We start from the raw sequence: 23,062 nt of genomic DNA, 5'->3' as shown, positions 1-23,062 counted from the left end.
CGGTGCCAGCCCATGGGCGCGGCGCCCCGACACCTTCGTGCGGGACAACCTGCCGCCGCCGGACCGGATGCCGGACTTCGTCAACCTCGACCGGCTGGGCTATCCCGAGCACCTGAACGCCACCGTGGAGCTGGTCGACCGCCACGTGGCGGAGGGGCGCGGCGACCGGGTGGCGCTCGTCGGCGAGCACGTCACCTGGACCTATGCCGCGCTGAAGCGGCAGATCGACCGGATGGCGAATGTCCTCACCGACCGCCTCGGGCTGGTGCCGGGGGGCCGGGTGCTGCTGCGCTCGGCCAACAACCCGACCAAGGTCGCGTTGTACCTCGCGATCATCAAGGCGGGCGGGATCGTGGTGGCGACGATGCCGCTCTTGCGGGCGCGCGAGCTGACCCAGATCCTCGACAAGGCCCGCATCCCGCTCGCACTCTGCGATGCCGGGCTGATCGACGAGATGGCGAAGGCCGCCGACGGCCGGACCGAGCCGGTGCGGGTCGTCACCTGGCGCGGCACCGCCAGGGGCGAGCTCGGCGATCTCCTCGACGGCGCCTCCGACCGGTTCGAGCCGCCCCCGACCCGGGCCGACGATCCGTGCCTCCTCGGCTTCACCTCCGGCACCACCGGCCTGCCGAAGGCGACGATCCATTACCAGCGCGATCTCCTGGTGATCTGCGACTGCTACGCCCGCGAGGTCCTGCGGGCGAATGAGGACGACGTGTTCATCGGCTCGCCGCCGCTCGCCTTCACCTTCGGCCTCGGGGGGCTGGTGCTATTCCCGTTCCGGGTCGGCGCCCGGGCGGTTCTGCTCGAGAAGGCCGGGCCGGCGGACCTCGCCGCCGCGATCACCCGCCACCGCGCCACGATCCTGTTCACGGCGCCGACCGCCTACCGGGCGATGCTCGGGCTGATCGGGCAAGCCGACCTGTCATCCTTGCGCAAGTGCGTCTCGGCCGGCGAGACCCTGCCGGCGCCGACCTTCCATGCCTGGTTGAAGGCGACCGGCCTGAAGCTCATGGACGGCATCGGCGCGACCGAGATGCTGCACATCTTCATCGCTTCGCCCGAGGACGAGATCCGCCCCGGCGCCACCGGCAAGCCGGTGCCGGGCTACGAGGCAAGGGTGATCGACGAGGCCGGCCGGCCCTGCCCGCCCGGCGTGCCGGGACGCCTCGCGGTGCGCGGACCGATCGGCTGCCGCTACCTCGCCGACGAGCGCCAGACCGTCTACGTGCAGGACGGCTGGAACGTCACCGGCGACACCTACCTCCAGGACGAGGACGGGTATTTCTGGTTCCAGGCCCGCAACGACGACATGATCGTCTCGGCCGGCTACAACATCGCCGGGCCGGAGGTGGAGGCGAGCCTGCTCGCCCACCCGGCGGTGGCCGAATGCGGCGTCGTCGCGGCACCCTGCCCGGAGCGCGGCCGCATCGTCGCGGCCTACGTGGTGCTGAATGCGGGCTTCACCGGCGACGCGGCGATGACGCAGGCGCTGCAGGAGCACGTGAAGCAGGACCTTGCGCCCTACAAGTATCCGCGGGCGGTACACTACGTGCCGGCCCTGCCGAAGACCGAATCCGGCAAGCTGCAACGCTTCGCCCTGCGCAAGCAGGCCGAGGCGGAGGCCGCGACCGTCCAGGGTTCCGTCACCCCTACATAGCCCGATGGAGCGCGGTTTCCCCTCTCCCCGCGGGCGGGGAGAGGGCTGCGTCTCCGTCCAGGAGATGCAGCAAGCCCGTAGGGCGAGGGTGAGGGGGTGTCTCCGGATGTGGCTCTTCCGGCACCACCCCCTCACCATCGGCTGCCGCCTCGCCGCGCCGACGACAAGGTCGTCGCGGCCCTCTCCCCGCCCGCGGGGAGAGGGGATGCGCACGATCGTTCTAATTTTACAAACAGTACAGGGAGACTCCGCATGACCGCCAGCCCGATCCCGCTCCGCCCCGACACCGAGGCGCCGGCGCTCACCACCCTCCAGCCGCCGGGCTGGAAGAAGCCCAAGGGCTACGCCAACGGCATGGCCGGCCGCGGCACCGTGGTGATGACCGGCGGCCTGATCGGCTGGAACGCCGACGAGGTGCTGGCCGAGGGATTCGTGCCCCAGGTCGAGCAGATTCTTCGCAACATCCTCGCCGTGCTCGCCGAGGCCGGCGCCGGGCCGGAGCACGTCGCGCGCCTGACCTGGTACGTGCGCAGCGTCGACACCTACCGCGCCTCGCTCGCCGAACTCGGCCCGGTCTACCGCCGGGTGATGGGCCGGCACTTCCCCGCCATGGCCCTCGTCGGCGTCGCCGACCTCGTCGAGCCCGGCGCCCTGGTCGAGATCGAGGCGACCGCGATCGTGCCGGACGAAGCGTGATGCAGCCGGCATCCTGGACGACCGGCGGCGCCCTCGGGGAGATCGACCGCGCCTACGACAATGTCGGGGCGATCCCCGACGCCAAGGCCTACCCGGCGCGCTGGAGCGAGGCAGCGTCCGCCTTCCGCGCGCGGCTGTCGGAGCAGGGCCGCGCCCGTCTCGGCCTGCCCTACGGCGCCGGGCCGCGCCACGCCTACGACCTGTTCCTGCCCGAGGGCGCGCCGCGGGGCCTCGCGGTGTTCGTCCACGGCGGCTACTGGAAGGCGTTCGACCGCTCGGTCTGGTCGCATCTCGCCGCGGGCCCCCTCGCCCACGGCCTCGCCGTCGCGCTGCCGAGCTACACGCTCTGCCCGGAGGCGCGCATCGCCGGCATCACCGCCGAGATCGCCGCCTTCCTCGACCGGGCGAGCGCCGAGGTGGCGGGGCCGATCCACCTCTCCGGCCACTCCGCCGGCGGCCACCTCGTCAGCCGCATGCTCTGCACTGACATCGCCCTCGCCTGCGCGGAGCGCCTCGCCCGGGTGGTGTCGATCAGCGGCGTCCACGACCTGCGCCCGCTCCTCGGCACGGAGATGAACGAGACCCTGCGCCTCGATCCCGCCGAGGCCCGGGCCGAGAGCCCCGCCCTCCTCGTCCCGCGCCCGGGCGCCCGGCTGGTCGCCGTCGCGGGGGGTGACGAATTGCCGGAATTCCGGCGCCAGAACCTGCTGCTGCCGACGGTCTGGCACGGGCTCGGGGCGCAGACGCGGGCGTTCGAGATCGCCGGGCGGCATCATTTCAGCGTCATCGAGGACCTGACCGACGCAGACAGCGACCTCACGCGGACCCTGGCCGGCGTCTGACGCTTGGCCGGGACCCCGCCGCGATGGCACAAGCTCCCCGCCGGGGCCTGCGCCCCGCAAGGGACCCGCGGCGAGGGACGACGAGATGACGGTGTCGAGCGACGACGAGCTGGAGGGCCTGCGCCGGATCGGGCGCATCGTCGCCGAGGCGCTGGAGGCGATGGGCCGGGGTATCGAGCCCGGCATGACCACCCTCGAGCTCGACACGATCGGGCGGGACTTCCTGGAGCGGGCGGGTGCCCGGCCGGCGCCCGAGATGGTCTACGGCTTTCCCGGCGCGACCTGCATCAGCGTCAACGAGGAGGTCGCGCACGGCATCCCGGGCGAGCGCCGCATCGCCCTCGGCGACCTCGTCAACATCGACGTCTCGGCGGAGAAGGACGGCTGGTTCTCCGATACCGGCGCCTCCTTCGCGGTGCCGCCGGTGACCCGCGCGGTCGAGAGGCTGTGCCGCGACGGGCGCCGGGCGATGTGGACCGGCCTGCGCCAGGTCGGGGCCGGCAAGCCGCTCTCCGGCATCGGCCGGGCGGTCGGCGCCTTCGCCAAGAAGAACGGCTACACCCTGGTGCGCAACCTCGCGAGCCACGGCGTCGGCGCCTCGCTGCACGAGGAGCCGACCGAGATCGCGACCTGGCCCGACGCCTCCGAGCGCCGGATCATGGTGGAGGGGCTGGTCTTCACCGTCGAGCCGTTCCTGTCGCTCGGCGCCGACTATGCCGAGAACGGCGACGATCCCTGGACCCTCTACAGCCGCCCGCGGGCGCTGACGGTGCAGTACGAGCACACGGTGGTGGCGACCCGCAACGGGCCCCTCGTCCTCACCATGCCGGGGCAGTAGCCTCGTTCAGCGCGGGCGGCTGCGCTCTTAGCGCAGGCGGCTGCGCTCTTAGCGCAGCCAGTAGCGCTCCGGCGCCAGCGGCGGCGGCACCGGCGCGCCCAGCGCGTCCTGCACCACGCCGTCGACGGTGCGCAGGAGCGCGTCGAGGGGCAGGTCGTTGGCGGCCGAGCCGAACGGCTCCTCCAGCTCGTCGCCGAGCGCGTCGAGGCCGAAGAAGGTGTAGGCGACGAGCGCCGTCGCCACCGGCGTGCCCCAGCCGAGGGAGGCGGCGAGCCCGAAGGGCAGGAGCAGGCAGTAGAGCCAGGCGGTGCGGTAGAGGAGCAGCGTGTAGGCGAAGGGCAAGGGCGTGCCCTGGATGCGCTCGCAGGCCGCCTGCACCCCCGACAAACCGGCGAGCTTCTGCTCGAACAGGCCGAACGACACGTCGCTCAAGGCCCCCTCCCGCAGTGCCGCCCCGAGATCGGCGGCGAGGTTCGAGAGCGCCGCGTCCGCCGGGCTGGCGCAGGCAGCGAGGCGCCCGCGCTCGGCCTCCGGCAGGAAGGGGGCGGCCGCCGCGGCGGCGTCGCACCCGCGCAGGCGGGCATGGAGCGCGTGGGCGAAGCCCGCGAGGCGGTTGAGGCAGCGCTGGCGCAAGGCCGCGTTCCCCGCCCCGTCCGCGGGCAGCAGCGCGCCGAGCAGCCGGGCGAGGCCGCGGGTCTCGACGATCAAGGCGCCCCACACCTTCCGGGCCTCCCACCAGCGGTCGTAGCAGGCGTTGTTGCGGAAGCTGAGGAAGATCGAGAGGGCGAGGCCGATCAGCGTGAACGGCCCGATCCCGGCATTGAGCGGGATCGCGTGGGCCCAGCCCTGCTCCGTCGCCACCACCAGGCAGGACAGAGCGGTGAGGGCGATCACCTGCGGGGCGACCTGCGGCAGGATCGACCCGCGCCACGCGAACAGGATCGCGAGGGCACCGGGCCGGGGACGGACGATCATGGACGCGCACGCTGGACGAAACTAGGCGAGCGGTCATCCGCCTCGGCGCGGCAGCGGTCAAGCGCCGGCGGGGAGGCCCCGGCCGACGGACCGTAAGGGCCCTACGCGCAGCTCTCGGCGATCAGCCGGCGCAGGAAGGCGGCGCATTCGGCGAGCTCGCCCGTCTCGACGTATTCGTCGGCCTTGTGGGCGCGGGCGATGTCGCCGGGGCCGATCACCACCGAGGGGATGTCGCCGAGGCTCTGGAACAGGCCGGCCTCGGTGCCGTAGGACACCTTGGCGTGGGCGTTGCGGCCGGCCAGCCGCTTGGCCAGGGTGACGAGGGGCGCGTCGGGGGCGATGTCGAGGCCCGGATAGTCGATCACCGGCTCGACCGTGAGGCCGCACGCCGGATCGCGGGCCTGCATCTCCGGCACCAGCACGTCGCGGGCGTAAGTCAGCACCGTCTCGGCGAGGGCGCGGGGATCGTCGGCGGCGATGCCCCGGAACTCGAACCCGACGGTGCAGCGGTCGGGCACGATGTTGAGCGCCGTGCCGCCCTGGACCAGGGCGGTGAGCCCGGTCGTGTGGGGCACGTCGTAGAGGTCGTCGCGGGCGCCGTCCTTCGCCAGCCCCTCGGCGGTCAGCCGCACCCGGTCGATGAAGCGCGCCGCGTACTCGATCGCGTTGACCCCCGTCGGCGCCAGCGCCGAGTGGCAGGCCCGGCCCCGGAAGGTCGCCTTCGCGCCGTACTTGCCCTTGTGGCCGATCACCACCGCCATGCCGGTCGGCTCGCCGACGAAGCAGCCGAGCGGAGCGACGTCCCGCTCGCGGAGATGGGCGATGAGCGGCCGGACGCCGAGGCAGCCGATCTCCTCGTCGTAGGAGATCGCGAGGTGCAGCGGGCGGGCGAGGGGAGCCGCCGCCATCTCGGGCAGGAGCGCCAGGCAGACGGCGAGGAAGCCCTTCATGTCGGAGGTGCCGCGGCCGTAGAGGCGCCCGTCGATCTCGGTCAGCCGGAACGGGTCGTGCGTCCAGTCCTGGCCCTCCACCGGCACCACGTCGCTGTGGCCCGACAGGATATAACCCGGCCGGTCCGCCGGCCCGACGGTGACCCACAGGGCCGCCTTCTCGCTGGTCGCGTCGACCACCCGCTCGACCGCGGCGCCGTGGCGGCGGCAATACGCCTCGACGTGATCGACGAGGGGCAGGTTGCTCGCCGAGCTGACCGTCTCGAAACCCACGAGGGTGGCGAGAAGGTCCTTGATGGCGGGGAGCGTGGGATCGGAGGACGTCATGGGAAGCGTGAGGGCCTGACGGGCTGGTGCGAGAATCGGGAGCCCCGCGACGTTTGCAGGGCCGATGCCACCGCCGCGCGGGCGGTTCCCCCTTATGCCGCGTTCCGACGCCGGCGGACAGCCGACCGGCCGAAGACCCTACGCGGACAGGTCCAGGAAATGCCGGCCCTCCCGGTCGTCGATCTCGACGATCCAGAGATCGGAATCGAACCGGATTTCCTTGGCGAGCCGGGCCTCGACATCCGGCGGCAGGGCCTCGCGCATCAGGGCCTCGAAGCGGCGCCCGCCCTCCTCGTTGCCCTCGAACAGGGCCTGGGGGGCCGGGCCGTAGAGGTCGGCGCTCCCGTCGAGGCGGTCGACCTTGACGAAGATCGCCCCCGCCTCCGGCGCGCCCCGGCGGCGCTGCACCGCGCTCACCCCCTCGACCGCGCAGCGGCGCAGGTGGGCGGCGACCCAGAAATCGGAGCGCAGGCGTGCCATCGGGCGGGGCGTCCTCTGAGCGGATTTCGCAAAAGTGGTGACCGGTTTCGCGGTAAAAATCTGCGACAATACAAGACTCCAAGCGGACGAAGCGTTGGCCTGCCAACGCTTCGTCCGCTTGGGTCAGTCGGGTCGGCCCCTCATAGGACAGCGCCCGATCGCGGGGCAATCGGGCGCTGCATCGAACCGTAGGTGTGCGGGCGCCGGTCAGGCGGCTTGAGCCGCCCCGTCGAGCGCGGCCACGTCGGCCCGCTCGCGCCAATCCTCGACGCCGTGCTGGCGGGCGAAGCGCAGGGCGGCGGCGCGCACCGCCCGCTCCGGATCGCGGGCACGGGTGATCTCGACGGTCCCGACGGTGAACGGGACTCCGAGGATCTGCTTGGCGAACAGTACGCGGTACTGCGACATCGTCCGTCTCCTTAGGCGATGGATCGCGTCGATGGCGGGCTGCATCACCGCTCGTGGTCCCTCGTCATGGTCTCTCGGAGGAACCCGGTTCCCGGGGCGCCCGCGCCGCGGCCATCGGCCGGGTCATGGACGAGGTGCACCTCCGCACTCCGTCCGGCGTCGCGTTTCGCCCGTCGGGGAACCGATCGACTGCGATCGGGAAAGAGTATCGGCGCGTCCCGCGCCGAAGCAAGCCGGACCTTCCGGCCCTCTCGCTCCTTCATGTGGCGATGATCTCCGCTCACGGAAGGCACCTCACGGGCGTGTGATCGCGCCTTTCGCCCGAGGCCTCTCCCTCGCGGCGGCATGCCCGCAGGGCGGGCCTCCCGTGCGGGGAAGGCCGCGTGCCGCAGCGCGAAAACCCGCTATGTCGGGCCCGCACCCGCACGAGACGCGCTCACGCAGGACCGCGAGTCCAGGATCCCAGTCCATGTCGCCCCTCTCCGCCGCGACCCGCCTGAGCCTCAGCCTGATCGCCGGCGGGGCGGTCGCCAACATCTACTACAACCAGCCGCTGCTCGGCCTCCTGGTCCAGGTCTTCGGCCACGACGCCTCGGTGCTGGTGCCGACCGCGACGCTCGCCGGCTACGGGGTCGGCATCCTCGGCCTCGTGCCGCTCGGCGACAAGCTGGCGCGGCGCAGCCTGATCGTCGGCCAGCTCCTGCTGCTCGCCGGCGTGCTGGTGCTGGCCGCCGCGAGCACCAGCCTCTCCGTCCTGGTGCTGGCGAGCTTCCTGATCGGGGTGCTCTCGACCGCTGCGCAGCAGGCGGTGCCCTTCGCCGCCGAGCTGGCGCCCGACGCGGTGCGCGGCCGGATGGTCGGCCAGGTGATGACCGGCCTGCTGCTCGGCATCCTGCTCGCCCGCACCGCGAGCGGCTTCGTCGGCGCCTGGGCGGGATGGCGGGCGGTGTTCGTCGGAGCGGCCGGGCTGTCGGTGGCGCTCGCCGGCCTCGCCTGGCTCGGGCTGCCGCGGACGCCGCCTGCCGCGCGTCTCAGCTACGGCGCGCTGATGGGCTCGATCCTCGACCTCGTGCGCACCCAGCCAGTCCTGCGGCGCGCCGCGCTGGCCCAGGCGCTGCTGTTCGCCGCCTTCAACGCGTTCTGGACCACGCTGGCGCTCCTCGTCGAGGCGCCGCCCTTCGGGCTCGATCCGGCCGGCGCCGGCCTGTTCGGGCTGATCGGCGCGGCGGGCGCGCTCTGCGCCCCCCTCGCCGGGCGCTTCGCCGATACGCGCAGCCCGCGCCCGGTGCTGATCGGCGGCGCCGTCTTGACGCTCGCCGCCTTCGCGGTGTTCGGCCTGTTCGGCGGCCACTCGCTCGTCGCCCTCGCGATCGGGGTGCTGCTCATCGACATCGGCATCAACACCGCGCTGATCGCCAACCAGACCCGGGTCTATGCCCTCGCCCCCGGCGCCCGCGGGCGGATCAACACGGTGTTCTTCACCGCGATCTTCGTCGGCGGGGCGCTCGGCGCCTCGGCCGGCACCCGGGCCTTCGCGGCCGGCGGCTGGCCGGCGCTCTGCGCGGTCGGCGGCGCCTTCGCGGCGGCGAGCCTGCTGGTGCCCCTGCTGGAGCCCCGCGACCGCCCTAGATCGTGACGGGTCCCCCAGGTCGCCCGAGCCCGCCGCTGTCGAACCTTCTCGCCATCGACACGATCTACCACGAGCCCGCGGTGGAGGAATTCCTTCGCGGCCGCGAGATCCTGGAGCGCTTTCCGGATGCGCGGCGCATCGCGGTGCCCTCGCACTGGAACATCCCGGAGCTGCACGGCAATGCCGGCTCGGTCGAGGACTGGGTGCGGATCAAGCGCTCGACCCTGGTGCTCGGGGTCAAGAAGGGCCTGACTTCGCGGCCGAACGGCCGCAGCGCCCACTTCATCGCGCCGTCGAGCTCGAACGGCTGCGCCATGGCCTGCGCCTATTGCTACGTGCCGCGCCGCAAGGGCTACGCCAACCCGATCACCCTGTTCGTCAACACGGAGGCCGTCGGCCGGGCGATCCGGCGCCACGCCGCCGCGCAAGGCCCCCTCCCCGCGCCCGACCAGATCGACGACCGGGTCTGGGTCTACGACATCGGCGAGAACGGCGACCTCTCGGTCGACGCGCTCGCCTGCGACAGCGTGCGCGACCTCGTCGGGCTGTTTCGCGACATCCCGAACGCCAAGGCGTCGTTCGCCACCAAGTTCGTCAACCGCGACCTGCTCGCCTACGCGCCGGAGGGCAAGACCCGGATCCGCTTCTCGCTGATGCCCGAGCGCATCGCCCGGGTGGTCGACGTACGCACCTCGCCGATGGCGGAGCGCATCGCGGCCATCGACGCCTTCGTGGCGGCGGGCTACGAGGTCCACGTCAACTTCTCGCCGGTGATCCTCTACGAGGGCTGGGAGGAGGATTGGCGGGCGCTGTTCCGCGCGCTCGCTGCCGGCATCGGCCCCGCCGCGCGGGCGCAGCTGAAGGCCGAGATCATCTTCCTCACCCACAACGCCGCGCTGCACGCGGTGAACCTGCGCTGGCACCCGAAGGCCGAGGCGCTCTTGTGGCGCCCCGACATCCAGGAGACCAAGCGCTCCGAGGGCGGGATGGAGAACCTGCGCTACCGCACCGGCTGGAAGGGCCGCTGGCTTTCCCGGTTCAAGGCGCTGCTCGCCGAGGAGCTGCCCTCTTGCGGCGTGCGCTACGCGTTCTGAAGCGCGAGGCCGGACCTCAGTGCGTCCAGGGCGCGGTGCGGTTGTACTTGAAATTGTCGGAATAGGAGAGGCCGCGGCGCAGGGGCAGCTGCGGCTCCTCGACCCGGTAGGCGATGCCCTCGCGGGTCGCGTAGGCGATCGCCTCCTCCTTGGTGTCGAACTCGAGCCGCACCTGCTGCAGCATGTCCGAGGACGAGGTCCAGCCCATCAGCGGCTCGGTCTCCCGCGGGCTCGTCTGGTCGAACTCCAGCGTCCACTGCTTGGTCCGGGCGAGGCCGGACTGGGTCGGGTCCTTGGCCGGGCGGAAGATGCGGGCGGTCGACATCGCGGGCTCTGGTCCATGGAGTGGATGGTCGGGGCGGCCGGATTCGAACCAGCGACCCTCTGGTCCCAAACCAGATGCGCTACCAGACTGCGCTACGCCCCGATGCCCTGGTTCCTAGTGAAAATCCCTGTGGGGCGCAAGCCGCGCACTGACACAGAACGGGCGCTAAGACGCTGGAAAAATCCCTGTCGGTGCGCAGAGTCCCAGAAAAGTCCCAACAGCTGTTCCCTCCCTGTTCCCGTGCTATGACCCTTCATGGCATCCGCCCTACCCGCCACCATCCTCGAATGGTCCCGCGGATTCGCCAAACGTCGCCGGGTGTCATCGTGCGCGAGCTGCACAGGCACGCTCGAGGGTGCATGCGGAACTTGCTAAAAGCAGGCTCAAATGGCAATCATGCTGGTCCTAGTTTCGCCAGCCAAGCATTGAAACAGTGGCCACGCAAGGAAAAATCATGGCCTACCCTAAAGTGATCTATATTTCCTGGCTGCAAGGCATTGAAAATGCACCAGATCTTGTAAAATTCGCCCTTGAGCAATGGCGTACCTTAAATAGTGATTATGATGTGATATTCATCGATCAAAAACTCTGTGATCAAGTGCTCGAAGATTATACTCCACTCACAAGAAACATGACGCATCAAGCCTTAACAGATATTCTGCGGGCAGTGCTTCTGCGTCGAGGTGGAATTTGGGTTGACGCGACTGTAATACCAAGAGTTTCTCTCGATAGTTGGCTTCCAGGTCTGATGAATAATGGGTTTTTTGCTTTTTCCGACCCGTCGCCGGATCGCATAATAGCGTCCTGGTTTTTAGCGGCATCCGCGAAAAATTTACTCATGGAGCGCTGGCTATGTGAAATGATAAAATATTGGTCAACCCCAAGGCAGCAAGCTTTTTACAATGGAAGTAGAATACCAGAGCATCCGACGTGGGAGGTCGACTTGGAGGGTGGCGGACAAAGTAACGACTATCCTTATTTTTGGATGGATTATATTTTCGGCCTAATTGTAGAAAAAGACAAATATATCAGTGAAATTTGGGACTCCTTCCAACGCGAATCTGCCAACGCCCCACAACAATTGCAAATATTATTTGAATCAGAAGACCAACCAACGAGCGAAAATATCATTTCATTATTTTCGGCAGCGCCTCTCCACAAATTGAACTGGCGCACAACATACCCTCTAGAATTGCTAGCGCAATAATCGCATCGGAGAATGCCGAATCTTAATCATATATCTATACCGCTGCGATGGCACGACGCGTTTGGTTTATCCCCTACTAGGTCGACGGGTCGGCCAACGCTGTGCAGGTCGAGCATGCTCTAGCGCGGCCAAGCCATAGACGGATCAGTACGCCTGGGGCCCGAATGAAGGATATGCTTCGAATCGCAACGACCACCGCATGCTCGCTATTGACCCGCCGAACCTATATGCATACCGAATCCGTTGGCCCGGTCGGTGAGAGACCGATAAAGAGATGGAAGCAATCTCGCTAAATTATCTGTCCTTCTAGAAAATGGAGTAAATACATGCAGAGCGACGGCTTTAACGTTTTGGTCTGTGGAAAAATACGAGATATAAATGAATTTCAGAAAATAATAGATACATATAGAATCTGGAAGTCACAAGGCAAAATCAACAGGGTTGTGTATTCTGGTTGGGATACCGATTACAGCCTTGTGCGAGATTATATTGTTTCTGCAGCTGACTGGGGGCTGGAATCGATAATTTCTCCAGAACCAGCGTTGACAACTATGGGTTACATCTTCCATCAACAAAAGGCGCTACGATTTGGATTGAGCACTTTCAATGATGGCGACTTGATAATAAAGAGCCGAACAGATAAGGCTATTTTAGATTTAGATGTCAGTAAACTTCAGCGTCGCTTTGCTCTCGCGCCAGCCCCTTCGCCTAACTCGCCATTTAAGCATAGGGTTCTAATTTTTGCCGCTCTTATTTTGCAACCCTTCTTTTTCAATGATATGACCTATGTAGGGCGCGCCGATGATTTAGTTAAGTTTGCGTCTAGTAATTTGTGGTATGAGTTTTATAATACTTGCATCAATGCTGAGCAAGCGATTCATTCGTCGCCTTTTGTTGTTGGCGATCCACTTATTCGTGATTATTTTATGGTTAATCCTGGGTTGATACATGATGACATTGATAAGGCATTATTATTGCAAAAAAAGGTGTTATATCATCCATTTTTCCAGCAGATACTAGGCCGCTCGCTTACTGCATTGAGAGATAGTTACATGATCGGCATCGATTATGATGCTTTTACTCCGCGTCTTGATCGGGTGCATTCTTTGATTGACCTCGTAGACGTAGGTGCGGCTCTGAATGAAAATGGAATCAATTTCACGCCAGGCGCAAACAGCATAAACTTATGGCGGCAAGACGTATTTGACTATTTAATTAGTCTGCCGTCAACACAGAATGATCAAACCACAGTAATTGATGGGGTGTTGAAGACTGAACAAACCTCCGATTTAGTCATCTTGGGCCAAGCCGCCGAAGATTTTTCTAATTTTATGTCTGATTTTCCGGTAAGCAACAAGATTGTGCCGCCAAATAAATTTAGCAATGTGAGATATGTTTACGGCAGAATAAGTCTAGTTATCGGAAAGTAGAGATTCTTGTCCTTAAATATGATTAATCGCGCATTATGATGTCCACTTTGACTAAGTGCCAAAAATTTCAAATTTTGAGCGGGTACTTATACTTACGCACCACACAAGCTGGCTATGTGATAATTGTAACCATGGCTTTCCGATATCGATACCGATCACGCTGCGCTAATTTCGGGAAAAATGCCAGTCTGTCAGCCTCCTAATGAGGAAGATGTTATGTTTGCGAGCTGGCTCCTCTCCTACTTCCACAATAGAAAAGGTAAGTTGCAATGAAAACGATAGTGATGGATCTTGATGGTACACTAACGATTGATGAGCCGGGAGCTCCATATATGGACCGAAAGCCGAGGGTCGACATAGTCGAAAAATTGCGCTCATTGCGTGAACAGGGCTTCCGGATCGTGATAAGCACTGCCCGCAACATGAATACATACAACGGAAATCTGGGCATTATGAATGTCAAGACCCTTCCGGTCATTCTTAATTGGCTAGAACAACACGACATACCATACGATGAAATAATACTTGGAAAACCGTGGTGTGGCATTGAAGGCTTCTACGTTGATGACAAAGCGATTCGCCCCGACGAGTTCGCCAAGCTCGACTTGCCTGCTATTCATAAGCTTGTTGGCTACAAATCTCAGGACTAACGATCCGCACAATTCCCTTGATGACGCCTCACTCATGAGTATATGAGCGCGTTCATTTATTATGCGGCGTCAATTGTCCGCGCTCCCGCAACCATGGATTGTACGAACGATGCGCGCTACCACACTCATCACCTCAGGAGCTTACGTCAACGCTGAGATCGCCGCTGAGTATGGCCGTGTGCCACCAAGTTTTCTGCCGATCGGCCATGACCGTCTGGTGTCCCTGCAGGCCGAGCGTGCCGCAGCCCTCGGAGGTCGTTTGGTGCTGACTCTTCCGGCTTCTTTCGAGCCGGATGGGTGGGACCTTGGGATGCTGCGGGGACGCGGCATAGAGGTGCTATCCATTCCCGACGACCTTAGCCTCGGCGATAGCATCGCCTATGCGCTATCGGTGCTCGGCGCGGTGGGTCCAATCCGGATCCTGCATGGCGACACCATGTTCCTTGACACCATCCCAAACGAACTTGACATTGCATCCGTCACCGCTGCTGCACTCTCGTACTCCTGGGGGCTCGTCGACGGCGCTGGTCGCTTCGTTGAGGAGAACCCTGCCGGACTGCCGGGTGGGCCCGTCCTCACCGGCTATTTCGCCTTCTCAAGCGGTAGTGACTTGCGCCGAGCCCTAACGATAGCGCGGGGCAACTTCATTGAGGCACTCAACATCTATTCATCGTCTTCAACTCGCCTTCGACTTTGCGAGCTAGGCGATTGGATTGATTGTGGCCACCTGCAGACCTACTATCATTCCCGGGCCAAGGTGACGACGGCCCGGGCCTTCAACAGCCTGAAGATCAACCGGCGTATTGTCGAGAAGTCCAGCCGTAACGAACTCAAGGTTCGGATGGAGGCGAACTGGTTTGAGCAACTCCCGCCAATAATGCGATTGTATGCACCGCAATACCTTGGTAGCGATACGAGCGCGTCGGGCACCTTCTCCTACCGTGTGGCCTACGAGTACAGCCCAACCCTGCATGAACTCTACGTTTTTGGCAGGCTCGGGCAGCGGATGTGGCAGCAGATCCTCGGCTCTGGTATTGATTTCCTGCAGCGCTGCGTTCGGATGGAAGCGCCTGCGGAGACCTGCTCAGCGATCGACCATTTGGTGCTTCAGAAGACCCCCGAGCGTCTCGCCGCCTATGCGCGCGCCACCGGCCTCGATCTGGACGAGGGATGGACCTATGCCGGCCGGCCGCTCCCCGGCCTGTCGCGTATCGCGGAGATGGCCGCGAGCCTCATTCAGCCGAGCTCGCCCGAGACGACGGGGTTGATGCACGGGGATTTCTGTTTCCCTAACATTTTCTATGATTTCCGTCAGGAATCGATAAAGGTCATCGACCCGCGCGGCTCCTTCGTGGAGAACGAGCCGAGCGTCTACGGTGATGTGCGGTACGATCTGGCCAAACTCAACCACTCGCTCGAGGGCTACGATTTCATCCTCGCGAACCGGTACGTTCTCGACGTACAGGGCGAGCGAGCCATCACAATCTCTTTCCCCGACGAGGGATCCGCACGATGGGTCGGTCGCGCGGCCTCCGAGTTCCAGGTCGCGGGACGGCGCATCACTGACCCGGAGATCCGCGCTCTCACAATCCACCTCTTCCTCTCTATGCTCCCCCTTCATGCCGACAAACCGAACCGCCAGCGCGCATTCCTGGCCAACGCCCTGAGGCTCTTCGTGGGTCTCGACGTTTGAACGAGGGGTTCGCCCCCATCCCTCTCACGTAATAGGATCAACCCGATGATCGTCCTGCCCATGGCTGGATTGAGCCGACGTTTCCTCGACGCTGGCTACGACCGACCCAAGTACGAGTTGCCGCTGGCTGGTCGGCCAGTCTTCGACTGGGCTTTGCTTAGCTTTGAGCGCAGTTTCACTACCCAGTCAATCCTCATCGTCTATCGCGATCTTCCAGGCTTAACCCAGTTCCTTGAGGAGAGATGTGCTGCTTGTGGTGCATCCAACGTTAGGTTGGTCGCCCTCCCAGAACCCACACGAGGTCAAGCCGAAACAGTTGCGCTCGGCTTGGATAAGGCAGGCGTAGCTCTCGACGAACCGCTTACGATCTTTAACATCGACACTTTTCGGCCGGGCCTCTCCGTCGAACCGTCCGCTACGAAGTGCCACGGCTCTCTGGAAACCTTCGTCGGCGAAGGTTCGCACTGGTCGTTCGTTGAGCCGGTTGATCCAGGTTCTGCCCGAGTCCGGCGCGTCGTCGAGAAAGTGCGAATTTCGCATTATTGCTGCACTGGCCTCTACTCCTTTTATGACGCCCAAACATATTACCAATCATACGAACAAGAGCTCGCCAACCCCTCCTCGCACGAGCTCTTCGTTGCGCCCTTGTATCAGCACATGATAAATAGGGGATTGGAAGTAAATTATACAGTAATTGACAAATCGGATGTACTTTTTTGTGGTACCCCAGATGAATACGAATTTCTGCGACAAAACGAGATCGCAGTGTCGGGCGCTTTTGACCGAAAATAACGAAACTACATTGGCGTGGCGCTAGGGTCTAAACCCGTTCAAGGTATTGCAATGATGGGCGAAATGTGATTCTAGGGCTGAGACTCAATCAGCACCAGAACGCGATGATGGCAGCGGGCGCGAGAGCCGATGCGAAGTTGCGGGCAAGCTTGTCGTAGCGTGTGGCGATGCGGCGGAAGCCCTTGAGGCGGCAGATCACCGCCTCGACCCGCCAGCGGTCGCGAAAGCGGCGCTTGTCGAGGCGGATCTTGCGCTTGCGGGCACGGGTGCCCGGAATGATCACGCTGATGCCGTGCTCGCGCAGGTCCTGGCGCAGCCAGTCGGCATCGTAGCCCTTGTCGGCGATCAGCTGGCGCGCGCGGGCGGGCGCCTTCTCCAGCACGGCGGGCGTGGTCTTCACGACGCTGGCGTTGCCGGGGGTGGGGTGGATGACGCCGGGGCGGCCGATCACATCGGTGAGGACGTGGATCTTGGTGGTCGCACCCGCCCGCGAGGGGCCGATGGCCTGTTCACGGGCCACCCTTCTCGCCTTGGGCGGCGCGCTGGGCTTTGACGTAGGTTGAGTCGAGAGCAGCGGCTTCGTCGGACCATCCGGCCTTGGCCAGGGCGTGCAGCAGGCCGGTTTAAAAGCGGCGGCGCGACAACCTGTTGAAGCGGGTGGAGACGGCGGTGGAGGGACCATAGTCGGTCGGTCAGTCCTTCCAGCGGCAGCCGGACTTGATGACGCGTAGGATGCACGAGATGATCCTGCGGTCGTCCTTGCGGTGCGCGCCGGGCTGGTTTTTGGGCATGAATGGCGCGATGACCTGCCATTTCTCGTCCGATAGCCGTAACAGCTCTGCCATTGTCTCCTCCATGTGGGAGGCGCCTACACTCGAAACTGAATCAGAACGCTCTCGCACTTTAGATGCAATGCATTTGAATGTGCATCATACGGCTGAGTGAACCTTACGAAGGACGACGCGTACAGCCAGGCTATTTTGTAATTCTGTCGCACATACGGTGGCAGTGAGAGGCCGTTGCTGAATGCGTTGGGGCCAAACCTGTAGACGACCCGCCTTGCCAACTCCTGCGTTGGAATTTATGCCGCACACTCGGAAACTGGCTTGCCGGACGCTCTTCTAGGCGTAAATTTCCTCATCTGATGTGAAGGAGAAATTAATGTCGATGGCTTTGAAAGTTGGCATTGTTGGCTCTTGTTTGTCCAACCTGCCGACATTATTTCTAATAAGCGACTATAATTTCGTCCGTCTAAATAACACCGCTTTGCCGAGAAGTGATATTTTCGTAAAAAATTTCATCAACGGGACGCAAACACTCCCGAATATCGAAGAAATGATGAGATTTCTAGATTTGCCAGCGGACGATTCTAATAATAGTTTTAGGTATCTTGCAGAGAACTACAAGGAATATGCAGGCCTTACGGAGATCAGTCGCGATCTACCGACATTTCATGCAAACTTACTGAATTCGAAATTCGATGTTTTACTGCTCGATAATCTTATTGATGTAGACATGCGATTATATAAATTCTCTAAAGATGGGATGGATTTTGAGTTCGGTTTCCCAATGCACTTGGCTGGTGCAAACAATATATTTAATAATAATTTACAAGTTACAAATTTTCTAACTCCAGAACAGTCCGCTGATAATTGGATTTCTATCATTGAGTATCTAAAAAAATTTCAACCCCAAGCTCAGATTATATTTAGCGCAACTCATTCGTGCACAAGTGATAATATGCCTGAGCGTGCCGCACGTGCCGCTGATTTCTATAAGATATTTCAAGAAAAATCGAAAAATCTTGATATAGTTCTTATCCCGCCTCTTAATTTACCTGATGAGCTAACAAAAGGCGAGTCTGACTGGGCTCATTTTGATATGAAGGTTTATCGTGGGATCGCTGGATACATTCACACCCTGCTAGTTGCCGGCTGGACGACAGATGCCGTTGGTGCGCCAAATCGCCCGTCGCGGCTCCTGGGCAGCCAATCGGCTCTGAGGCAATGGAATGCGTCTCCGAGCTTGTCCGAAGTTATCGGCAGATTATTAGATCTGCCTGCCGCCGACATATCAGAAAATTCCGGCATGGATGTTACGGAGAATTGGGACAGCCTCAAGCAAGTCGAAATTTTAACCGGAGTCGAGGCTGCTTTCAATGTAAGATTTTCCTTTGAAGCTACAATGGAGACAGCAACGGTCGGAGAAATCCGTAGACTGCTCGCCGGGCATGGCATAGCGGCTAGCGACGACGCCAACTACGTGGAAATTATTTTCTCCAACTTTGTCCAGCGTGCCGTCGAGACCCCGGACGAGCGTTTTGCGAAATTTATCAAGAATAATTCAGAAAAAACCCTTACCTACCGCGATGTGGCCTCTGATATTATCACATTGAAAGACGCATTAACTGGCGTCGAACCTGGCTCAATCGTTGCAATCATCCTCGATCATTCTCAATACATATATTCGTCCTTCATCTGCTGCACGCTTCTCGGCTTAATTCCAACCATGCTTCCCCCGCTCACTCGGAAGCAAGATCCGGCCGTTTTCAAAGATGGCATGGAAGTGCTATTTTCAAGGATCACTCCGGCCGCCGTCATCACAACTCGTGATCTCGCGCAACACGTGCCACGCGGCATCGAACTGCATTGCGTGCTGGTCGATGATCTGGTGGTACCATCCGACGCTTGGGAGCGCGTTCAGGAGATCACACCCGCTTTAGCAACGAAGGACGCTTTGGCCTTCCTGCAACACAGCTCTGGCACGACCGGACACAAGAAAGGTGTCATGCTGACGCATGCTCAAGTGTTGGAGCAATGTCGGCTCTATGCTAACAGTATTAAAATCGAAACTGGTGATGTTATTTGCAGTTGGTTGCCACTTTACCATGATATGGGACTTATTACATCTTTCGTAATCCCAGCCATTGTCGGATGTCCCATTATCAGCATGGACGCAATTGAGTGGGTGACGCATCCTACCTTACTTCTCGATCAAATACAGGAAGAAAAAGCCGCGTATGCTTGGCTACCAAATTTTGCCTTCCTTCACATTGCTAAATTCGTGGACGGTAGCCGCTGGTGGGATCTGAGCAGCATCAAGGCGGTCATCAGTTGTTCGGAGCCCTGTCGCATCGACGCCTTTGATGCTTTTGCTGAAAAGCTCGGCCCCATGGGGTGCGATTCTAGTAAGCTCGGCACCAGTTATGCGATGGCAGAGAACGTGTTTGCCGTATCGCAAAGCGTCTTCGGGACCCCGGTCAGGATGGGCGTCGGCGAACTATCGCCCTATCTCTCCTCAGGCCAGTTGCTTCCAGGTGTAGAAGTCGAAATCAGAGAAAAGACTGCACGCGTGCCGGATGGACAAATTGGAGAAATCTGGATCAGGTCGTCTTCAATGTTTTCTGGGTATTATGCACTGCCCGAACTGTCAGCAGAGCGTATTGTCGAAGGCTGGTACAACACCCGCGACCTTGGCGCGTTCGTAGACAACGAGCTTTTTGTCAAAGGCAGATCGGACGATGTCATTATCATCAATGGCAAGAATGTGGTTGCTCACGAGATCGAAGACGAGATCAATAGAATTAACGGGCTGGCCCCCGGCAGGGTTCTTGTGGCAAGTCGGTATGACAGCTCCAGCTCGACCGCAGAGTTGATCGTCCTTGCCGAGCCCTTGGAAGATTGCGCCTCGGATGCCATTGAAACTGAAATACGGAATCTTGTCTTTTCATTATGTAGCGTGTCACCGCGTCGGGTGCGACTTCTGCCTCGCGGTTTCCTTATCAAATCGACGAGTGGAAAAATATCCAGATCTAAGAGCTTGGAAAAATTTGAGATGAGCGAGCTGTAAAAAAGCCCAGCTCGGCGGCTGCCGGCGAGGCTGAAGGTTTGGTCTCGGAGGTCCAGTGAAGTCGCCGGCCTGCGGGCCGGGCACGGGAGATGTTCGCCCGGGTGGCGGGCTTCCCGGCGGTGAAGACGCTGGAGGGGTACGACTTCGGCTTCGCCACCGGGGCACCACGGGCGCAGATCCAGGAACTGGCCAGCCTGGCCTTCGTGGAGCGGGCGCAGAACGTGGTGTTCCTGGGCCCGTCCGGCGTGGGCAAGACGCATCTGGCGATCGCGCTCGGCTACCTGGCGACGCAGCGCGGGATGAAGGTGCGCTTCACCAGTGCGGCGGACCTGGTTCTGACGCTGGAGACGGCGCAGCGCCAGGGGCGCCTGAAGGAGGCGATGCACCGGGCAGTGAACCTCTACCGTCTGCTGATCGTCGACGAGATCGGCTACCTGCCGTTTGCGCGCGAGCAGGCGAACCTGTTCTTCCAGATGGCGGCCAAGCGCTACGAGCGGGGCGCGATGATCCTGACCTCGAACCTGTCGTTCGGGGCGTGGGACCAGGCGTTTGCCGGCGACGCGGTGCTGACGGCGGCGATGCTGGACCGGGTGCTGCACCACGCCAGCGTGGTGACGATCACGGGCGAGAGCTACCGGCTAAAGGACAAGCGGCGCGCCGGGCTGGTGGCGCGGCCGGTGCGGGAACCAGCGGTTCCTGCGTGAGGGGTGGGTCAGGTTACGATCGGCGACAAACCCAAAGGTGGGTCAGACTTCAATCGGCGTTGACATGAGGTAGACGACCACAGCGCACAGCAGGCCTATCGCACCGTAGGGCCCGTAGTCCCTGAGGAGCGCGGCGATCTCGATGCCGGTCACGGGCTACGCCACCAGCCGGATCGGGACCACGTTGCCAGTGCCCAGCGCCGTGACCGCCTGGGCGAGGCTCGCGTCTTTCTGCGCCGAGCTGCGGGACGAACCCAGTATCGCCGGGGCGGAGAGGCAGGGCGAGGTTGGCGCGCGCCGCGCCGGCGCTGCCGAGGTCGGAGAGGTTGGCGCTCCGGGACGCTTTGGCGTCGACTGCATCGCCGAGTCCGGGTACGTCGCGGTAGGTGATGCTCGCGAAGGCGTCTCGAACAGCCTGGTTCGTGTCGCCCGTGAACAGCACGCTCTCGATGATCTTGAGGCAGGCGCCGTGCGGCTCGACGGAGCGCACGACGAGCAGCGGCAGGTCGGTGCCCTCGACGAGCGCGCCAGGGACCGAGGCTGACACCTGGAACCGGTCGCCGGGCTGTGTGCTCGGCATGCCGTCGAACCGGAGTTGCGCCTGACCGATCCAGCCGGTGCGCAGAAACCGCGCAGGCCGGCCCGGGATGGTGTCGCCGATCGCGATGCCGGCGAACAGGCTGGTCGCGTCCGTCGAGGTCATCGCCCGCACGTCGTGTCCGGACCAGGCCAGGGCCATGCCGTGCAGGATCGTGGTCGAGCCGACGTTGAGCCCGCGTCCCTCGCGGTCGGGCTGATGGACCGGCGGGCGGTTGTTGTAGGGCTGCGAGAGGCTGAAGGCCCGGCCGCCGGTGTTATTGCCCATCGCGGAGGCGAGCGCGTTGTTGAGCGCCGCGACCACAGCGTCGTTGCTCAGGCCTCGGTAGTCGAGCGCGAGGTTGACCGTCACGGGGGCGAGGCCGTCCCACGCGACACCGAGCCAGAACGCGTTCCCACGCTGATCGCTGAGCCGCGCGGCCCCCGTCACGCCGGGGTCGCTCTCACCAGCCGGAACGGTCCACGCCAGGGCGCCGTAGACCCGGGCGGGGTAATCCGCGGCGCCCTCACGGTAGTCCGGCGACGCGCCGAACAGCGCCGCCGCGGCCGGGCCGGTCAGCGCTACCGCGGATGATGGGCTCGCGGCCGACATGAGTGTCAGGGTCGACACGTCGCACACGCCCACCGCGTCGATCGGCGACGAGGCGTAGACGGTGAGGCTGTAGCCGTAGCGGTTGGCTTTCTGATCCTTGGGAGCCACGCCCGACAGGTATGTGCAGTCCATCCGGACATGCCCCGCCAGAGTCGAGCCGCGCACAACAACCGGCGAGACGAGGCCCGAGCCGGTGCTGGTGAGCACCAGAGAGCGACCGTCGATCCCGGTGCCGTGGAGAACGGAGTCCTTGATGAGCGTGTAGCTCGCCTCGCTCCAGTTGATGTTGTCGTGCATGCCGAGGCCGGCATAGGGCGACCGAGCGCGGACACGTCGGTAGGTCTGCCGGTTGCCGGCATGCTGGCCGACGCCAATCGCGGACGGGCTCGGCCAGCCCGTGGCACCCTCGTGGATGGCGATGATGTCCTCAAAGACCTGCACCGCGCGATTGGAGGCGTTGCCGGCTTCGATGTGGAGCGCGTAGCGATCGTTCCTGATTAGGAACAGGATGTTCGCGTAATACCCGCTCCACAGGATGCGGATGATCTGGATGGTGTCCTGGCTCGACTGGCTGTCGGGGAACCGCGAGATCACCCGCACATCCTCGGCGCGGCCCTGGCCGATGAGATGCACGAACGCGGCCGGCAGGATCGACGGCGCCTTCTCGACGGTCTCGCCAGGAGCGCGCTCGCCGAGGTACGTGCTGGGCATGATCCGGACGATGTTCGCCTCGTCGGGCCCGACTGCTCCCGCGGCGCTCATCAGCGCCGTGCCGTCGATGACCTTGGTCAGGCCGTCCAGGGACGAACCGTCAGCCGCGACGGTCGCTTCGCGGCGGCGGCTGGGGGCCTGGGCAAGCCGTGCGACGCTCTGCGCGCGATAACTCGCGACCTGCCCGTTGATGGTTGGTGGTGAGCGGCGTCGAGACGATCTCAAGCGTCGCCTGCTCCAGGCGGACGAAGCCGCGCGTGGAGCGCGCCCCGCTGCCGGCCCCGACCGCTAGGAAGAACTCGAAGCGGGTCTCCGGCCCCGTCATCGTGTAGGTGAACGTGCCCTCGTAGACGCCGGTGGCGAGCTTGGTGAATGTGAAGCCGCTCGCGCCGACTGAACCGCCCCGGGTTTCCCGGAGGCTCCAACTTCTGAGCGGATGGAGCCATGACGAAACGAACAGCCCCTTTTTCGCCCGAGGTGCGCGAGCGCGCGGTGCGGATGGTGCGCGACCATGAGGGCGAGCACGGCTCGCAGTGGTCGGCGATCCAGTCGATAGCCGCCAAGATCGGCTGCTCGGTCGAGACGCTACGGAACTGGGTGCGCCAGTCTGAA

Annotated in this window: 19 protein-coding genes, 1 tRNA gene and 2 pseudogenes; 14 read left to right on the top strand and 8 right to left on the bottom strand. The window is 63.2% G+C overall.

Annotation, left to right across the window (positions count from 1 at the left end):
* Window positions 1–67 precede the first annotated feature (67 nt).
* The 4 genes from BM430_RS29900 (at window position 68) to map (ending at window position 4,036) form a co-directional block, all read left to right on the top strand.
* On the top strand, window positions 68–1,660 hold the full coding sequence (locus BM430_RS29900) for an AMP-binding protein (protein WP_244539723.1): 1,593 nt from the start codon (window positions 68–70) through the stop codon (window positions 1,658–1,660).
* A gap of 252 nt (window positions 1,661–1,912) precedes the next feature.
* A complete protein-coding gene (locus BM430_RS29895) occupies window positions 1,913–2,356 on the top strand; it encodes a RidA family protein (RefSeq protein ID WP_093570857.1) in 444 nt (147 codons plus the stop codon).
* Entirely contained in the window at window positions 2,356–3,198 is an 843-nt protein-coding gene (locus BM430_RS29890; RefSeq protein WP_093570856.1) for an alpha/beta hydrolase, read from the top strand. Before BM430_RS29895 ends, BM430_RS29890 begins: the two co-directional genes overlap by 1 nt.
* A gap of 85 nt (window positions 3,199–3,283) precedes the next feature.
* Window positions 3,284–4,036: a type I methionyl aminopeptidase gene (map, locus tag BM430_RS29885; protein ID WP_093570855.1), complete on the top strand. Its 753-nt coding sequence runs from the start codon at window positions 3,284–3,286 to the stop codon at window positions 4,034–4,036.
* A 48-nt stretch (window positions 4,037–4,084) separates the two neighbouring features.
* Here map and BM430_RS29880 read toward each other — a convergent pair whose 3' ends face one another.
* From BM430_RS29880 to BM430_RS29865, 4 genes are all read right to left on the bottom strand, one after another.
* On the bottom strand, window positions 4,085–5,011 hold the full coding sequence (locus tag BM430_RS29880; protein WP_093570854.1) for a bestrophin family protein: 927 nt from the start codon (window positions 5,009–5,011) through the stop codon (window positions 4,085–4,087).
* A gap of 101 nt (window positions 5,012–5,112) precedes the next feature.
* The gene (gene argE, locus BM430_RS29875) at window positions 5,113–6,288 is read right to left on the bottom strand and encodes an acetylornithine deacetylase (RefSeq protein ID WP_093570853.1); all 1,176 of its coding nucleotides are present in this window, start codon (window positions 6,286–6,288) and stop codon (window positions 5,113–5,115) included.
* Window positions 6,289–6,426: 138 nt separating this feature from the next.
* Window positions 6,427–6,768 (bottom strand): DUF1491 family protein, encoded by a 342-nt coding sequence (locus tag BM430_RS29870; RefSeq protein WP_093570852.1) that lies wholly within the window; start codon window positions 6,766–6,768, stop codon window positions 6,427–6,429.
* Window positions 6,769–6,975: 207 nt separating this feature from the next.
* The gene (locus BM430_RS29865; protein ID WP_093570851.1) at window positions 6,976–7,176 is read right to left on the bottom strand and encodes a hypothetical protein; all 201 of its coding nucleotides are present in this window, start codon (window positions 7,174–7,176) and stop codon (window positions 6,976–6,978) included.
* 469 nt (window positions 7,177–7,645) lie between these two features.
* On the opposite strand from BM430_RS29865, the gene BM430_RS29860 reads away from it, so the two are divergent.
* Both BM430_RS29860 and BM430_RS29855 read left to right on the top strand, forming a co-directional pair.
* Window positions 7,646–8,812: an MFS transporter gene (locus BM430_RS29860; RefSeq protein ID WP_244539720.1), complete on the top strand. Its 1,167-nt coding sequence runs from the start codon at window positions 7,646–7,648 to the stop codon at window positions 8,810–8,812.
* On the top strand, window positions 8,809–9,900 hold the full coding sequence (locus tag BM430_RS29855) for a spore photoproduct lyase family protein (protein ID WP_244539719.1): 1,092 nt from the start codon (window positions 8,809–8,811) through the stop codon (window positions 9,898–9,900). Before BM430_RS29860 ends, BM430_RS29855 begins: the two co-directional genes overlap by 4 nt.
* A 16-nt stretch (window positions 9,901–9,916) precedes the next feature.
* Here BM430_RS29855 and BM430_RS29850 read toward each other — a convergent pair whose 3' ends face one another.
* Both BM430_RS29850 and BM430_RS29845 read right to left on the bottom strand, forming a co-directional pair.
* The gene (locus BM430_RS29850) at window positions 9,917–10,225 is read right to left on the bottom strand and encodes an ETC complex I subunit (protein ID WP_093570849.1); all 309 of its coding nucleotides are present in this window, start codon (window positions 10,223–10,225) and stop codon (window positions 9,917–9,919) included.
* Window positions 10,226–10,250: 25 nt separating this feature from the next.
* Window positions 10,251–10,327: transfer RNA gene (locus tag BM430_RS29845), tRNA-Pro, on the bottom strand.
* Between the two features lie 352 nt (window positions 10,328–10,679).
* On the opposite strand from BM430_RS29845, the gene BM430_RS29840 reads away from it, so the two are divergent.
* From BM430_RS29840 to BM430_RS29825, 5 genes are all read left to right on the top strand, one after another.
* Window positions 10,680–11,432: a capsular polysaccharide synthesis protein gene (locus BM430_RS29840; protein WP_093570848.1), complete on the top strand. Its 753-nt coding sequence runs from the start codon at window positions 10,680–10,682 to the stop codon at window positions 11,430–11,432.
* Between the two features lie 326 nt (window positions 11,433–11,758).
* Complete coding sequence (locus BM430_RS34325) at window positions 11,759–12,862, top strand: hypothetical protein (protein WP_143132167.1); 1,104 nt, start codon at window positions 11,759–11,761, stop codon at window positions 12,860–12,862.
* Window positions 12,863–13,143: 281 nt separating this feature from the next.
* On the top strand, window positions 13,144–13,512 hold the full coding sequence (locus BM430_RS29835; protein WP_280142294.1) for an HAD family hydrolase: 369 nt from the start codon (window positions 13,144–13,146) through the stop codon (window positions 13,510–13,512).
* Window positions 13,513–13,621: 109 nt separating this feature from the next.
* Window positions 13,622–15,205 carry an aminoglycoside phosphotransferase family protein gene (locus BM430_RS29830; protein WP_177303210.1) on the top strand — a complete coding sequence of 528 codons (1,584 nt, stop codon included), beginning with the start codon at window positions 13,622–13,624 and terminating at the stop codon, window positions 15,203–15,205.
* 45 nt (window positions 15,206–15,250) lie between these two features.
* Entirely contained in the window at window positions 15,251–15,997 is a 747-nt protein-coding gene (locus tag BM430_RS29825; protein ID WP_093570845.1) for a glycosyltransferase family protein, read from the top strand.
* 88 nt (window positions 15,998–16,085) lie between these two features.
* Here the strand turns inward: BM430_RS29825 and BM430_RS29820 are convergent.
* Window positions 16,086–16,842: pseudogene (locus BM430_RS29820) on the bottom strand (IS5 family transposase).
* Window positions 16,843–17,158: 316 nt separating this feature from the next.
* Between BM430_RS29820 and BM430_RS29815 the strand changes: the two are divergent.
* On the top strand, window positions 17,159–19,846 hold the full coding sequence (locus BM430_RS29815) for an AMP-binding protein (RefSeq protein ID WP_093570874.1): 2,688 nt from the start codon (window positions 17,159–17,161) through the stop codon (window positions 19,844–19,846).
* A gap of 77 nt (window positions 19,847–19,923) precedes the next feature.
* Window positions 19,924–20,550, top strand: a pseudogene (gene istB / locus BM430_RS29810) (IS21-like element helper ATPase IstB); the annotation flags it as partial.
* A 49-nt stretch (window positions 20,551–20,599) separates the two neighbouring features.
* On the opposite strand, the gene BM430_RS29805 reads toward istB, so the two are convergent.
* On the bottom strand, window positions 20,600–22,675 hold the full coding sequence (locus BM430_RS29805; RefSeq protein WP_143132165.1) for a hypothetical protein: 2,076 nt from the start codon (window positions 22,673–22,675) through the stop codon (window positions 20,600–20,602).
* 219 nt (window positions 22,676–22,894) lie between these two features.
* Here BM430_RS29805 and BM430_RS34320 point away from each other — a divergent pair.
* Window positions 22,895–23,062, top strand: a 168-nt coding sequence (locus tag BM430_RS34320) for a transposase (RefSeq protein ID WP_143132164.1), incomplete at its 3' end; no start/stop codon positions are given.

This window comes from Methylobacterium sp. 174MFSha1.1 (genome assembly GCF_900116815.1).
GTDB lineage: Bacteria > Pseudomonadota > Alphaproteobacteria > Rhizobiales > Beijerinckiaceae > Methylobacterium.
Note: the sequence above shows the minus strand (reverse complement) of the source record. Positions and strands in the feature narration are given on the sequence as shown.

Coding starts and splice junctions, on each gene's coding strand:
- BM430_RS29880 (WP_093570854.1), bottom strand. CDS start 5,011: ATGATCGTCCGTCCCCGGCCCGGTGCCCTCGCGATCCTGTTCGCGTGG.
- BM430_RS29870 (WP_093570852.1), bottom strand. CDS start 6,768: ATGGCACGCCTGCGCTCCGATTTCTGGGTCGCCGCCCACCTGCGCCGC.
- BM430_RS29895 (WP_093570857.1), top strand. CDS start 1,913: ATGACCGCCAGCCCGATCCCGCTCCGCCCCGACACCGAGGCGCCGGCG.
- BM430_RS29865 (WP_093570851.1), bottom strand. CDS start 7,176: ATGTCGCAGTACCGCGTACTGTTCGCCAAGCAGATCCTCGGAGTCCCG.
- BM430_RS29815 (WP_093570874.1), top strand. CDS start 17,159: ATGTCGATGGCTTTGAAAGTTGGCATTGTTGGCTCTTGTTTGTCCAAC.
- BM430_RS29830 (WP_177303210.1), top strand. CDS start 13,622: ATGCGCGCTACCACACTCATCACCTCAGGAGCTTACGTCAACGCTGAG.
- BM430_RS29840 (WP_093570848.1), top strand. CDS start 10,680: ATGGCCTACCCTAAAGTGATCTATATTTCCTGGCTGCAAGGCATTGAA.
- BM430_RS29825 (WP_093570845.1), top strand. CDS start 15,251: ATGATCGTCCTGCCCATGGCTGGATTGAGCCGACGTTTCCTCGACGCT.
- map (WP_093570855.1), top strand. CDS start 3,284: ATGACGGTGTCGAGCGACGACGAGCTGGAGGGCCTGCGCCGGATCGGG.
- BM430_RS29890 (WP_093570856.1), top strand. CDS start 2,356: ATGCAGCCGGCATCCTGGACGACCGGCGGCGCCCTCGGGGAGATCGAC.
- argE (WP_093570853.1), bottom strand. CDS start 6,288: ATGACGTCCTCCGATCCCACGCTCCCCGCCATCAAGGACCTTCTCGCC.
- BM430_RS29900 (WP_244539723.1), top strand. CDS start 68: ATGCCGGACTTCGTCAACCTCGACCGGCTGGGCTATCCCGAGCACCTG.
- BM430_RS29850 (WP_093570849.1), bottom strand. CDS start 10,225: ATGTCGACCGCCCGCATCTTCCGCCCGGCCAAGGACCCGACCCAGTCC.
- BM430_RS34325 (WP_143132167.1), top strand. CDS start 11,759: ATGCAGAGCGACGGCTTTAACGTTTTGGTCTGTGGAAAAATACGAGAT.
- BM430_RS29860 (WP_244539720.1), top strand. CDS start 7,646: ATGTCGCCCCTCTCCGCCGCGACCCGCCTGAGCCTCAGCCTGATCGCC.